Source organism: Salinigranum marinum, assembly GCF_024228675.1.
GTDB lineage: Archaea > Halobacteriota > Halobacteria > Halobacteriales > Haloferacaceae > Salinigranum > Salinigranum marinum.
Genome location: NZ_CP100461.1, coordinates 3,379,366 through 3,392,457 on the forward strand (window position 1 = coordinate 3,379,366; position 13,092 = coordinate 3,392,457).

Annotated in this window: 11 protein-coding genes; 9 read left to right on the top strand and 2 right to left on the bottom strand. The window is 63.6% G+C overall.

What is annotated here, in order from left to right:
• Window positions 1-3 precede the first annotated feature (3 nt).
• The 4 genes from NKJ07_RS16860 to NKJ07_RS16875 all read left to right on the top strand — a co-directional run bounded on the left by NKJ07_RS16860 (window position 4) and on the right by NKJ07_RS16875 (window position 4,388).
• On the top strand, window positions 4-597 hold the full coding sequence (locus NKJ07_RS16860) for a dolichol kinase (protein WP_318567949.1): 594 nt from the start codon (window positions 4-6) through the stop codon (window positions 595-597).
• Between the two features lie 31 nt (window positions 598-628).
• The gene (locus NKJ07_RS16865) at window positions 629-1,114 is read left to right on the top strand and encodes a cation:proton antiporter regulatory subunit (RefSeq protein ID WP_318567950.1); all 486 of its coding nucleotides are present in this window, start codon (window positions 629-631) and stop codon (window positions 1,112-1,114) included.
• A gap of 1 nt (window position 1,115) precedes the next feature.
• Complete coding sequence (locus NKJ07_RS16870) at window positions 1,116-2,321, top strand: cation:proton antiporter (protein ID WP_318567951.1); 1,206 nt, start codon at window positions 1,116-1,118, stop codon at window positions 2,319-2,321.
• Between the two features lie 1,356 nt (window positions 2,322-3,677).
• Window positions 3,678-4,388, top strand: a complete 711-nt coding sequence (locus NKJ07_RS16875; RefSeq protein WP_318567952.1) for a class II aldolase/adducin family protein — start codon at window positions 3,678-3,680, stop codon at window positions 4,386-4,388.
• 38 nt (window positions 4,389-4,426) lie between these two features.
• On the opposite strand, the gene NKJ07_RS16880 is transcribed toward NKJ07_RS16875, so the two are convergent.
• Window positions 4,427-5,650: a M20 family metallopeptidase gene (locus NKJ07_RS16880; RefSeq protein WP_318567953.1), complete on the bottom strand. Its 1,224-nt coding sequence runs from the start codon at window positions 5,648-5,650 to the stop codon at window positions 4,427-4,429.
• A 381-nt stretch (window positions 5,651-6,031) separates the two neighbouring features.
• Here NKJ07_RS16880 and NKJ07_RS16885 point away from each other — a divergent pair, with 381 nt between their 5' ends.
• From NKJ07_RS16885 to NKJ07_RS16895, 3 genes are all read left to right on the top strand, one after another.
• Window positions 6,032-6,931 carry an LLM class flavin-dependent oxidoreductase gene (locus NKJ07_RS16885; RefSeq protein ID WP_318567954.1) on the top strand — a complete coding sequence of 300 codons (900 nt, stop codon included), beginning with the start codon at window positions 6,032-6,034 and terminating at the stop codon, window positions 6,929-6,931.
• A 227-nt stretch (window positions 6,932-7,158) separates the two neighbouring features.
• Window positions 7,159-7,983, top strand: coding sequence for an ABC transporter ATP-binding protein (locus tag NKJ07_RS16890; protein WP_318567955.1), 825 nt, complete (start codon window positions 7,159-7,161; stop codon window positions 7,981-7,983).
• Window positions 7,980-8,777 carry an ABC transporter permease gene (locus NKJ07_RS16895; RefSeq protein ID WP_318567956.1) on the top strand — a complete coding sequence of 266 codons (798 nt, stop codon included), beginning with the start codon at window positions 7,980-7,982 and terminating at the stop codon, window positions 8,775-8,777. Before NKJ07_RS16890 ends, NKJ07_RS16895 begins: the two co-directional genes overlap by 4 nt.
• 571 nt (window positions 8,778-9,348) lie before the next feature.
• Here NKJ07_RS16895 and NKJ07_RS16900 read toward each other — a convergent pair.
• Window positions 9,349-10,173 (bottom strand): ABC transporter permease, encoded by an 825-nt coding sequence (locus tag NKJ07_RS16900; protein ID WP_318567957.1) that lies wholly within the window; start codon window positions 10,171-10,173, stop codon window positions 9,349-9,351.
• Window positions 10,174-10,690: 517 nt separating this feature from the next.
• On the opposite strand from NKJ07_RS16900, the gene NKJ07_RS16905 reads away from it, so the two are divergent.
• Both NKJ07_RS16905 and NKJ07_RS16910 read left to right on the top strand, forming a co-directional pair.
• Window positions 10,691-11,644, top strand: a complete 954-nt coding sequence (locus NKJ07_RS16905) for an ABC transporter substrate-binding protein (protein WP_318567958.1) — start codon at window positions 10,691-10,693, stop codon at window positions 11,642-11,644.
• A gap of 195 nt (window positions 11,645-11,839) precedes the next feature.
• On the top strand, window positions 11,840-12,970 hold the full coding sequence (locus NKJ07_RS16910; protein WP_318567959.1) for an MFS transporter: 1,131 nt from the start codon (window positions 11,840-11,842) through the stop codon (window positions 12,968-12,970).
• Window positions 12,971-13,092 lie beyond the last annotated feature (122 nt).

The window sequence follows — 13,092 nt, forward strand, 5'->3', positions numbered from 1 at the left end:
TGCGTGAGCGAACTCCAGCGGCGACTCGTCCACGCCAGCGGCGGGCTCGTGCCGCTCGGCTACCTCGCCGGGCTCGTCCCCTGGGCCGCGGTCGCCGGGCTGTTCGTCGTCAGCGCCGTCGTCGCCACGGTACTCGAGACGCTCCGGCTCGGCGTCGGCCTTGACTGGGCCATCTACGACCGGCTCACCCGCGAGTACGAACAGGACAACCCCGCGGGCTACGCGCTGTACACCTACAGCATGAGCGCCGTCGCGCTCGTCTTCGCGCCGCCCGTCGCCGCCTCGGGCATGCTCATGCTCGCGGTCGGCGACCCCATCTCCGGACTGCTGGGCTCGGCTGACGTCGGCGAAATCAAGGGCGTCACGACGCTCGTGGCGATGTTCGGCGTCTGCCTCGCGCTCGCTGTCGGGACGTTCGTCGCCGAGGGGTTCGACCCGTCCACGACGGTGGTCGCGGCGGGGCTCGCCGGGGCCGCGGGCGCGACGGTCGCCGACGGCGTCAAGCCGGTCGTCGCGGGCTACGTCGTCGACGACAACCTCTCGATCCCCCCGGTCGCGTGCGGGGCGATGTGGGTGGTGCTGTGGCTGTTGCGGTGAGGTTTATTAGCCGCTCGCTCGAACTCCGGTTGTGACCGTCTACGAGAGCGACCTTCCCGGCGTGGGGAAGAAACACGAGATCGAACTCGGCGACGGCTCCCGGCTCGTCGTCGTGACCCACAACACGGGCAAGCGCGAGGTGTTCCGCCGTCCCGACGCCGAGGCCGACTCGGAGAAGCTCTTCGAGCTTCCCGACCAGCTCGCCCGGCAGGTCGGCACGATCTTGGAGGGGGCGTACTTCCAGCCGGTTCGCACGGGCGACATCGAGACGCTCTTGGGCGGCGACACGCTCATCGAGTGGGTCGACGTGCCTGACGACTCCCCCCTCGCCGGAACGACGCTCGGCGACGCGGACCTCCGCCAGGAGACCGGCGCGAACGTCATCGTCGTCCAGCGGGGCGATGTCACCATCACCAACCCGGGCGGCGACACCGAGATCCGGGCGGGTGACACCCTCCTCGCCGTCGGGCCGAGGGACGCCTGTCGGACGTTCCAGTCGCTCGTAACGGACGAGTGAGATGGTCGAGTTCTCGCTTCTCGAACTCGGAGAACTGTTCGTCGTGGTCGCCATCGCGGGGGCGGTCGGCGCGCGCCTCGGTCTCTCGGTCATCCCGCTGTACGTCGTCGGCGGAACCCTCGCCAGCCCGTTCGTCGCCGGTCGCCTCGGCATGCCGTACGTCGAGACGGGCGAGGCGCTGACTCTGCTCGCGGAGCTCGGGATCGTCCTCCTGCTGTTCTTCCTCGGCTTAGAGTTCAGCCTCGACCGCCTGCTCGCGGCGCGGACGAACATCACCCGATCGGGGCTCATCGACATCAGCATCAACCTCCCCATCGGCGTCGTCATCGGCCTCGCGCTCGGGTGGTCGCTCGTCGAGGCGCTTCTGTTGGGCGGGATCGTCTACATCTCCTCTAGTGCGATCATCACCAAGTCGCTGATCGACCTCGGCTGGATCGCCAACGCGGAGTCCGAACCGATCCTGGGGACGCTCGTCTTCGAGGACCTCGTCATCGCCGTCTACCTCGCGGTCGTCACCTCGCTCGTCATCGGCGGCGACGGCATCGGACAGGTGGCACAGAGCCTCGCGGTCGCCTTCGGCTTCCTCGGGGCGCTCCTCGTGGCCGTCCAGTACGGCACACGTTTTTTCACCGACGTGCTCGACGTCGACGCGCCCGAACCGTTCGTCCTCCGGACGCTCGGCGTCCTCGTCCCGATCGCGGGCTTCGCGCTCTCGCTCGGCGTGAGCGAGGCGGTCGCGGCCTTTTTCATCGGGATGGGCTTCTCGACGACCGAACACCGCGAGCGCATCGAGCGCCGGCTCCTCGGCATCCGCGACGTGTTCGCCGCCGTCTTCTTCTTCTGGATCGGCGTCAACACCGACCCGCGGCTCGTCGTCGCGGTGGCGGTCCCGCTCGCTATCACGGTCGTCGTGACCACCCCCACGAAGATCGTCTCGGGCTACTACGGCGGCCGCGTCTACGACCTCCCGCCGAAGCGGTCGCTCCGGGTCGGCCTCGGCATGGTCTCCCGCGGCGAGTTCTCGCTCGTCATCGCGGCGCTCGCCGCGGGCGGTACCGGCCGCGTGATGACCGAGATCATCCCGGCGTTCGCGGTGGGGTACGTGCTCGTGATGAGCACCCTCGGCACCGTGTTGATGGGAGAGTCCGACCGGCTCGAACGGCTGGTATTCAGTCAGGGGACGGCCGAACAGGTGGCCGACGGGTAGCGCCGTCGCGACGGTGACGGGACCGCGCGAAGGCGTCGCAGCCGCCCCAGAGGGTGAACGGGGCGACCGCACGTGAGTCCAGCGCAGCAGAGGACGCGACAGCGTCGACCGGGCTGAGACAGTCGATTCCACTGACGCGTCGAGCACCGCTCTCGATTCCCCGGCCTGAACCGTCTCGGCTTCGGACCCGAACTCACTGGACGGTGAGGGCTCGGTCGATCCTTCTGCGACTGGGTGGAATCCATTGTCTAACACCTCAAAACACGGAACTATACGAGATCAATACAAGAAACATACATGTTTTTGTGCTTTTCCGTCTCTCGTCTCGACCCCGACCCGCTCCATATCGGGGCCGGCGTGCGAGCGTGGCCGTGCGAACGTATCTACCATCGACGCGATACGCACCGTCGGAACCCTCCGACTTTCGGCGACGTCGTGGGCCGGACGCGACGGAGCGTTCTCGCTCGTGGCTCCCGGACCGGAGACGAGGGAACGATCCGAGACCGGTGGACCACCGCAGACAATCCGTGACGCGTCCGATCGACGTACCTCACATCGCTCACGAGCGTGCTCGGATCTATGTCGTCACCGGGCCAGCATCTAGCCTGTCGCCTGCGGTCGTCTCGCTGTTCGATCCAGATTGCCACCAAAACTATCGAACTACGTATTAGTAATAAAAGTTGATATGACCGCGGGATACGACAAACCGTCCGGTCGAATCACGACCGCCGGGATCCGGTCTCGTTCCCCGACCCTTCGACACGTTCGTCGCGCGCAATGGTCGGCCGACTAATCCAACTACCTCTGCACACAATTCCTGTGTCGACGCGCCTACGGGTGCTCTCCGGTGGTCCCACCTTCGACTCGGTACTTCGGTGCGTCGAAGCCCGTGCGTCTCCACGAGGGCTCTCGGTAGATCGACGGGGGAAACCGGATCGACGGACTCGATCCCGTTCGATCGACCCTGCAGGATTGCGTACAGATCGCGGCTTCGCGCCCGAAACCGCAGTGTGAACAGTGATAAAGGATAGATCAGGTCGAACGGGTTGAATCCCTGAATTCCGGTCCTGATACGCGTGGTCGCTTGCCTCGTCTCCGTCACGAGCGGGCTTCCGGTGGTGTCGAGCGGCCCTTCGGTCACCCGACGAGAGCCGACAATCTTCTGCCCCGGAAGGACATGGATGCGAATTAAAGATATATCTCTTCGGACGCTTGATCCGGTATCAGTTCATCGCCACCGATCATATCATGAGAACAGCACACGGCCGGCGTTACGTCCTCTTCGATGATCGTCAGCTCTGTCGGAACGTCGGTCTCTGTCGAAAATATTATGACAAACGAATGGGTCTGTGAGCTGTGTCTGTAGATTCCCTCGAACTGAAAAAACAGTTGATGACCGGATGTAGAGTTCTGGACAGCTTCGGGATCTTTGACGAGCAGGGACACCTGAGCAGTCGAGTCGGAGACGGATCCGACCTGATCTGCATCAACGGGAATACGAGCCCCGGGACGGCGGGGATACAGGAGTTCGAGACGTACGACCTGACGCGCTCGGGCTACCCTGACTCGGTCCCCGGCGAGACGCCGATCCACTCGCAGATCTATCGAGCACGTGACGATGTCGGGGCGATCTGTCACAACCACTCCCCCTACGCAGTCATCGTCGCGAGCGCGGGTCTGGAGTTGCGACCCGTCCATCAGGTCGGGACGATCCAGAAGAACTCCGTCGCCGTGTACGATGAGTACGACGAACGCGGCGGAACGCTGATCACGACGGATAGCGAGGCGAAGGACGTGGCGGCGTTGCTCGGCGACGACCGGGCACTGATGCTGAAGGGCCATGGTGCCGTCGTGGCGGGAGCGACCGTCACGGAGGCCGTGCTGGGGAGCATCAAGCTCGAGTACAACGCCATGCTGATCTACCACCAGGCGGCCATCGGCGAACCGTGGTATCTCCCCGAACACGTCATCGAACAGAACGTCGAGTTCGTCTGGGACGAGGCCAAGATGGAGAAGTCCATCGACTACTACCTGAGCAACGCGGATGTCTTGAACTCGTTCGTGTGATCGAGAGGTTCACTGACGACTCCGCACACGCCACGAGATCAGTCGCTCGCCGACGGCGGTAACGAGAGTCCGTCGACGATCGTCCGTCCGACGATCCGCACCTCCTCACGGACGCCACGGAGCGTGACGTAGTCGTCGCCCATGATCGTCTCCCCCCGCTCGGGGCGACCCCACATGACTGTCGGGATCCCCCGGTTCGTCAGCCCCCCGGCATCGAACGCGCCCTTCGCGTGGTATAGTTCGGCCGGTTCGCTGTCGAGCGACTCGATCGATCGCTGGAGTCGCCGCACGACCGGCTCGTCGGGGTCGACCACTGACGGTTCCATGACGACATCCTTCTCGACGGTCACCTCGTAGGGAGACATGTCGCCGATCGCCTCGCGAATCCCGTCGACAGCCGCGTCGACGTCCTCGCCCGGGAGCAGTCGACGGTCGATCTTGAGCCGTGCGTACTCCGGGAGTGTGTGTGGTGCCACCGGGTCGAACGAGAGTTGGTAGGGAAGCGCGTGTGGCCGTCCCAGTGTCGGGTGTTCGGCCGTGAACTCGATCGCGTCGATGCGGTCGATCACCTCGGTCGCCCCCATGATCGCGTTCAGACCCCCGTCGGGATCGCTCGAGTGCGTGACCTGCCCCTCGACGTGGACGAGCACGTCCACACGACCACGGTTCGCGACCTGGACTGCGTTCCCGCCCCCGATGAGGAGGAGCCCCTGATCGGGGGTGGGATCTAACTCCGGGAGCATCGCCCGTGAACACTCGTGCGTGCTCCGCGCCTCGTTGTTCACCACGAAGTACACCGTGCCGTCGATCGTCGTCTCCCCGTCGACGAACGCCTTCAGGAGGGTGAGGATCGCCGCGAGGTGTGCTTTGTTCTGCTCGGCACCCTGCCCGAACGCACAGGGCTCGTCGATCGCCGGATCGTCCGGGATACCGATCTTCCCCGAAAAGGGGTTTTCCATCCAGTTGTGGTGCTGTGCGGGCGTGTACGCCATGACGAGCAGACTCTCGTCGGTATCACCGGAGCCCATCCGAACCGCGAGCTGGTTCTTCGGCAACTCGATGATCTCGTGAACGCCAATCTCCCGTAACTTCGGCCGGAACACCTCCTGAACGAAGTGGACGAGTTTCTCGTGGTCCGGTTCCATCAGCGTCTCCGGTCCGAGTGGAACCGCCGTGTCCTCCTGCAAGAGTTCGACTAGCGTCTCGATCATATACTCGTCGTCGATGTGCGCTTCGAACGCGTAGCCGTCGCCGTTGTCCATCGACTGTGGCTCATCCGGCGTGTGCTTCAATGTTTCGCGCCCTCCCCCCGTCTGTCCGTCGGGAGCGAGACGGCGCGGGGGGACGGGGCGACGGACACGACGGGTGGGAACGGATCGCGGACGACCGAGTGCGGAGCCGACTCGGATGCGTATCCCACCAACGTCGGCCGTTGACGGCTGCACGACGCCTCACGGGTGTTCGGACGAGCGTCGTGGTTGGCCGGGCGTCGGCTGCCTCGCGTCGGGTCCGGGCACACGGCGGGATTCAGTGCGTGCGGAATAGCTAAGTGCACGTCACCATATTCAACGTTTGTGCCAGACAATACCAAATTTGGGGTACTTCTCCCCCATTTTTCCAGTGAGTGTACACGACAGCGAGTGATGGACGTCGGGGTCAAGGCAGAGCAACTCGGGTTCGACTCGGTGTGGGTTCGAGATCACGTGTTCATCCCCCCGGAGGACAAAGAACACGGCGGCATCACGGAGGATACGTTCCTGGAGCCACTGTTGACCCACGCGGCCTTGAGCTCGGTCACCGAGGAGATAGATCTCGGGACGGCGATCCTCTGGCCGTGTCGTCACCCGATCAAATTGGCGCAGAACATCGGAACGCTGAGCTACCTCTCCGACGGGCGGGTTCACATCGGCTTCGGACCCGGCCGGCACAAACACGAGTTCGACGCGCTCGATATCCCGTACGAGAAACGCCCGCAGTTGATCGAGGAGAACTTCGAGGTCGTCCACCGCCTGCTCACGGAGGTAGATGTCTCCCACGAGGGCGAACTCTACGAGTTCGAGAACGTGACGATCAACCCACGACCCACCGAGGAGGTTCCGCTCTGGTACGGGGGTGGATCGGTGACGTCCGTTCGACGGTCGGCGCGGATCGCCGAGGGCTGGCTCCCGGGACGCCTGCTTCTGGAGGACTTCAAAAAGAAGATGCGGCTCCTTCGGGACGAAGAGGAGAAACACGGGAGTGACATCTCAGTCGGGTTCGTCCCGCTTGTCAGCGTCGACGAGACGACAGAGGCCGCCGAAGACCGGTTGAACTTCCCGCTCCTCATTCAGGACGTCAACAAGTACACGAACAGAGGATACACCGACAAGGAGGAGATCCGCGGCTACTTCATCGCGGGCACGGCCACTGAGTGCGCAGAACAGTTGCAGGGATACATCGACAACGGCATGGACTACGTGATCTTCGACTACCGACACTCGTTCGACGACATCGGGCTACAGATGGAACTGACCGCCGACGAGATCATTCCGCTCCTGCGGTGACGGGCGGACGGATCGATCTCCCGACCTACGACCTGACCCTGACGGGGATCCGGGATGGGTACGTCACGTCGGGGCACGAGTCGTAACTCCGTCCCCTTGGACGAAGTCCGGCACTGTATTGAGGTTTGTCAACCCTATGTCGGATCTTCAACGAATATCACCAAACACTCGTCCGAGAAAACGAGTGGAACAGCAAATTACTTACTATCATGGCTGGAGTTGGTGGCATGGCCGATACGGCAACCGCTCACCGGAGGAGCCGATCGACTCCCGTTCTGGAAGCGGACAACGTACTCAAACTGTACAACGATGACGACCCGTCGAAGGAGGTGGTGCGGGCGGTCGAGCACGCGTCGTTTCGGATCGAACGGAACGAGTTCGTCTCGTTGCTCGGGCCGAGCGGGTGTGGGAAGACGACGCTACTGCACATCTTCGCCGGGCTGACCAACCAGACCGAGGGTCGCGTGCTGTACCAGGGAGAGCCGATCGAACGCCCGAGCACCGACCGTGCCGTAGTGTTTCAGCACTTCAACCTCTTTCCGTGGCGGACGACGCTCTCGAACGTCGCGTTCGGCTTGGAGATGACGGGACACCCGAAGGCGGACCGGAAGGAACGAGCCGCGAAGTACATCGAGATGGTCGGACTAAAGGGGTTTGAGGAGAGCTATCCGCGTGAACTCTCCGGCGGGATGCAACAGCGAGTTGGGCTCGCACGGGCGCTGGCAGTCGACCCGACGGTACTGCTGATGGACGAGCCGTTCGGTGCTCTCGACGCGCAGACGAGACAGGTAATGCAGACGGAACTCCTCCGAATCTGGGAACAGGACCGAAAGACGATCCTGTTCGTCACTCACGACATCGAGGAGGCGCTCCTTCTGTCGGACCGCATTCTAGTGATGGGCAACGACCCGAGCAACGTCCGTCGCGAGGTCGACGTGCCGTTCGACCGGCCACGCTACGGGCACGACATCGAAGAGCAAGCGGAGTTTATCCGGCTGCGCCGCGACATCTGGAACACGATGCAGAACGAGCCGCGGAACAAGACGGCATGAGCCTGCGCACCCGTACGGGACTCGACGTCGTCTCGGCCGAGCCTCTCCGTCACCCACGGGTCCAGCAACTCGTGGTGTGGGGAGGGATCCTCTGCGTGTGGGAACTCGTCGGGCGCTCGGTCGGTGACTTCTTCCTGCCGTCGTTCTCGGCGACCGTCCTCGCGTTCGTTGACATCTACGCCTCTGGCGAGATTCTCGCGCCCCTGTATAACAGCCTCCAGCAGCTCCTGCTCGGCTTCTTTTTAGCCTTGGCCGTGTCGCTCCCGCTGGGGATGGTGATCGCCCGGAGCAGGGTGGCCAAGAAGGCGTTCGAGCCGTACATCAACTTCATGTTCGTCACGTCGGTGTCGAGCATGCTGCCGCTGTTGATCATCGTCTTCGGGACCCAGCTGAACTTTCGTGTCGCGGTCGTGTTCCTCTTTTGTGTGTTCCACATGCTCCTCACGTTCCAGGCGGGCGTTGAGGACATCGACGTGGAACTTATCAGGGCCGGCAGAGCGTACGAAGCGAACGGTGTCGGTATGTTCCGACACGTCATCTTCCCCGCGGCCCTCCCCGAGATCATCACCGGGGTGCGCCTCGGGATCGGTCGCGCGTTCAAAGGCATGGTCCTCGCGGAGCTGTGGATCCTGGCGGGTGTCGGGCAACTCTTGAACGCCTACCAGCTCTACCAGCAGGTAGACCGCCTCTTCGCGGCGATCCTCTCGCTCATGATCTTGGCGATCCTCAGCGTCAAGGGACTCTACTGGGTCGAGAAACGGGTCGCGCCGTGGCGTGGCGCATCCGACCACTGAGCGGGCTAAGCGCCGAACGGCCACCGACCGCGTCTGTCGTCCCCCTCGCGCTGTGGCGAGTCTCTTGTTCCTTCTTTCCTTTTTCGTTCCTCCATTCGTCGTTGTCGCGGTCCTCACACGGTCACAGTGGCCCGTGATCGGTGTTCACTCGTTGCCTTCGCCATAGCCTGTGACTCGTCGAAGCGGCGCGGTTCGTCGCCGGGGGATACCTGCCGGGGTCACATGGACCGCGTGCTCTCGACCGGGAGCGTGTCAAGAGTACGCGTGTCGAATTCACGCGGGGAGTCGTGCCCGCCGAGTGGAGCGATGACTCGCTCGACGCGCCCGTGGCTCCCCCGCCAGTGGTCGGAGTGGAATCCGGTACCTGCTGATCCGATCTCCCGACTCGATGGCAGAGGGCTCCGACAGTCCGCTCCGACGACCGTGTCCGGGCGTGCTCGTCGAGCGACCGACGGTCGCAACGGGGAGCCAGCGTGCAGAACGATCGGACGCGCCCCAGGAAGTCGCTCAAGCGGCTCAGATGGACGGCCGCGGAAGGAAACGGAGGACGAAGACGGAGACCTCCCTCGTCTTACGCCTCGGTCGCTCTGTACGACAGCAGGCTCAGTTCGATCGCTCGAGCGAGCTTCACGACGACGAGCCCGGCGAGCGACAGGGAGAAGATCGTCGCGTAGAGACGCGGCATGTTGAACGTCTGTCCCGCACCGACGAGGAACTCGCCGAGTTCGTCGGCGAAAATGAACAGTTCCGCGATCACCATCCCTCTGACCGCCCGTCCGGACCCGAGTCGGAGACCGGCCAGGATGTTCGGGAGCGCGGCGTTGATGTACACTTCACGGAAGACTTGCAGGTCGCTTGCACCGAACACGCTCGCGGCCGCGACGAGTTCGTCGGGCGTCTCTTCGATTCCGGTGATCGTGTTGAACGCGATGACGAACACCGACATCAGGAAGACGATGAACACCTTCGCGACTATGGAGAGGCCGAACACCAGAATGACGAGCGGGATCAACGCGATGATGGGCGTGATGTACAGCGCGTCCAGAATCGGATTGAGCGTGTTCCGTGCTGGCGTCCAGAGCCCGATCAGGACGCCCGTCGACACGCCGAGGACGGCGGCAGCGAGGTAGCCGACACCGGCGAAGAGCAGTGCGTCGACGATGGCCCACAGGAGGACGGGTTCGACGAACAGGTGCTGGATCATGCTCTCGAGCACCCTGACGGGCGTCGGGAACAGAAACGAATCGATCGACGAGAGGCCGAAGTTCCACGCGCCCAAGACCAGAGCCACCGAGAGTGCCTGAATTCCCCACTCGTCGGCCAGGTGGCCGAGTCGAAACCCCGTGAGCCGGCGCCTGATCGTTTTGATCGGGCCCAGCCCTGTCGTGTCTGGCATCGATAGTCACGTCTCGATCCAGATTGAAATACCTTTGTATGACTGCCGATTTATCTTGACGACTCGGGACCGACGAGTCGTTTATCGGGAGATACTCCGAATCATCTCGGCACGATCGAGAAAGTCAGCCTCTGGTGTACCCCGTCGAGAGGGAGACGGGGTGGCCCAGGCGGGGGAGTGGATCTCGCCCCGCTCGCGTGGTCGGTTCATACGAACCGCGTATGTCCACTCTATCTCTGCGTAGAAAGACGTATATCTGGAAATATCCGTTTACTTCGAAAATACTATACCATATTGGCTGTATTCCTTGCTCATGCCAGACGAGACTGGTCTGAGATCGTTCGGACGGAGAGACGTACTGAAAGGAAGCGGTGTGGCCATGCTGGCCGGATTGGCCGGGTGCACCGGCGGTTCGGGCGGTGGCGGGTCGACTGAGTCGAGCGACGACGGATCAGCCGGGTCCGGCGGTGGCGAATCGACCGCCACGAGCACCGCTACCAGCACGTCGACCGGGCCATTGGACCTGTCGGTCTCGTACGAGGCCGGGTTCGGTATCGAGGAGGCTAACGCGTACCACGCGAGAGACGTGGGGCTGAACCAGTTCGACATCGACGCGACGATCACCGTCACCGACGGCAGCGACATCTCGCTCCAGTCACAAGTAGCGGGAGAGGCCGAACTGTCGCGGGCCGGGCTCATGAACGCGGCTCCGATCATCGAGCAGGGGAAGTCGTTCAAATCGCTGTTCGGGATCAACTCCGGGTCGGACTACCTCCTCGTCGTCGACAGTACCCAGATCGAGACGTGGGAAGACCTTCTCTCCGCGGACGGTAACGGACCGAAGATCGGGATGAACAACCCGCGGAACACCGACGTGCTCCAGATCGTCGGAACGCTACTGGACAAGGGGATCCTCTCGCCCGACGACGACTATACGGATCTGATGAACCTCGTCCAGATCGGCTACTCCAGCGCCCGGACCGCCGCTGTTCAGACGGGAGACATCGCCGCTGGGGCGCTCCACCACGGGCAGTGGCTCCGCATCAAGGACGACAACCCGAACCTCACGAGCCTCGGGTACTTCATCGACACGCTCCCGGCGTGGGGGACGATCAAGTTCATGGCCACGCCGGACAACATCGAGCGGCACCGGGAGAAGTACGTTCGATGGGCGAAGGCGCTCGTGCAGGCGTCCCGCGAACTGAGCGAGGGCAACGAGGACTTGTACGTCGACGTCATCCAGAAGTTCGCGCCTGGGGGCGGCCCCGAGGAGTCGAACCTCAGGGAGACGTACTCGTTCATCGAGGAGAAGGGACTCTACCCGGTGAACGGCGGGCTGGACGAAGAGGCGATGGACTTCATGCTCGACCTCGCGGCGACCTCCGGCGTCACCGAATCGCGGGTGCCGACCGAAGACGTCTTCGACCGGTCGATCCTCGACGAAGCGCTCGACGACCTGGGTCGTGTCTGAGGGCGGAGCACGAGACTGTCCCGGCGAGCGCCCCTCCGACCGCGACCGCGCGCTGTTTTTTCCAGCCGAGTCGGAACGTACTCCGGAGGTTGTTTATACATCGCCACCGCAGATCTGCTGGTGATGAGTTCGCCTCTACGTAGTGTGAGGAGCGTCGGCCTCGAACTGTGGAGCGAGGGCCGAGGCCGGATTCTCGTGACACTGGCGTTCGGGTGGTTCCTCTCGATGGGTATCCGTGTGACCGTGCCGGCGCTGTTACCGTACATCCGCGCGGAGTTCGGTTTCGACCTCACGACGGCGGGACTCCTCCTCACCCTGTTGTGGTCGGCGTACGCGCTCGGACAGTTTCCGGGCGGCATCCTCGCCGACTGGGCGGGCGAACGGACCGTCCTCGTCACTAGCACCGCGCTCGGTGCCGTCGCTGCCGTCGTCGTCGCCGCCGCGGTGACCCCGGTGACGGTACTGGTCGCGATCGTCGGATTGGGACTGACGACCGCGCTGTACGGCCCGACGCGGTTCACCATTCTCTCGGACATCTACGACCGACGTGACGGGGTCGCCATGGGTCTCACACAGTCGGCCGGCCACGTGGGTAACGCCGTGGTGCCCGTCGTCGCCGGGACGATCGCCGCGGCGGTCTCGTGGCGTGCCGGCTTCGTTTACACGATCCCTGCGTTCTTGCTCACGGCGGTCGGTCTCTGGCTCGTTATCCCGACGAGAACGGGAGCGGACGCAACCGACGAGGCCGTTCTCCCGTCCCCACGCTACGTCTGTAGACAGTTGGTTGATCCACGGGTCGCGGGATTGACCGTGGTGCTGCTCTTGGTCATGTTCGTCATCCAGGCGTTCACCGGGTTTTACACCACGTATCTCACCGAAATCAAGGAATTCCGACCCGCAACGGCGGCAGCACTGTTCGGGCTGTTCTACGCGTCGGGCACGGTCGTCCAGCCCGTGGCTGGCGCGGGTGGGGATCGGTTCTCCGCGACCCGCGTGATGTGCGTCGCGCTCGCAATCGGACTCATCCCGATGGTCGCGTTTCCGTTCGTGGACGGCCTCTACCCAGTCGCGGGGCTGACGCTCGCCGCTGGAGCCCTGCTTGGGGTAACCCCCGTCGCACTGGCACGGCTGGTACGCGGCCTCCCGGCCGATATGAACGGAACCGGGCTGGGACTGTTGCGAACGGTGTACTTCCTCGGCGGGGCGACCGGTCCGCTCGTTTTCGGGGCGTTCGCCAACCGCGGTCGGTTCGAGGTGGCGTTCGGCCTCCTCGCGGGTCTCGTCGTTGCGACGCTCTTGCTCGCCGTGCTGGTCGGCTCCGACTGAACGAGCAAGGAGTTACTCGGTCTGGGATCGGACTCAACGGGCCGCGGTTTACTGCTGGCACGAACCCGCATCACGGTGTCCAGCACCGTTTAATTATTATTATTAATCCGTCACGTGTCCGG

Bases quoted from the DNA above. Each gene is read 5' to 3' on its own strand.
- NKJ07_RS16870 (WP_318567951.1), top strand. From the start codon at position 1,116: ATGGTCGAGTTCTCGCTTCTCGAACTCGGAGAACTGTTCGTCGTGGTC.
- NKJ07_RS16880 (WP_318567953.1), bottom strand. From the start codon at position 5,650: ATGGACAACGGCGACGGCTACGCGTTCGAAGCGCACATCGACGACGAG.
- NKJ07_RS16885 (WP_318567954.1), top strand. From the start codon at position 6,032: ATGGACGTCGGGGTCAAGGCAGAGCAACTCGGGTTCGACTCGGTGTGG.
- NKJ07_RS16890 (WP_318567955.1), top strand. From the start codon at position 7,159: ATGGCCGATACGGCAACCGCTCACCGGAGGAGCCGATCGACTCCCGTT.
- NKJ07_RS16895 (WP_318567956.1), top strand. From the start codon at position 7,980: ATGAGCCTGCGCACCCGTACGGGACTCGACGTCGTCTCGGCCGAGCCT.
- NKJ07_RS16900 (WP_318567957.1), bottom strand. From the start codon at position 10,173: ATGCCAGACACGACAGGGCTGGGCCCGATCAAAACGATCAGGCGCCGG.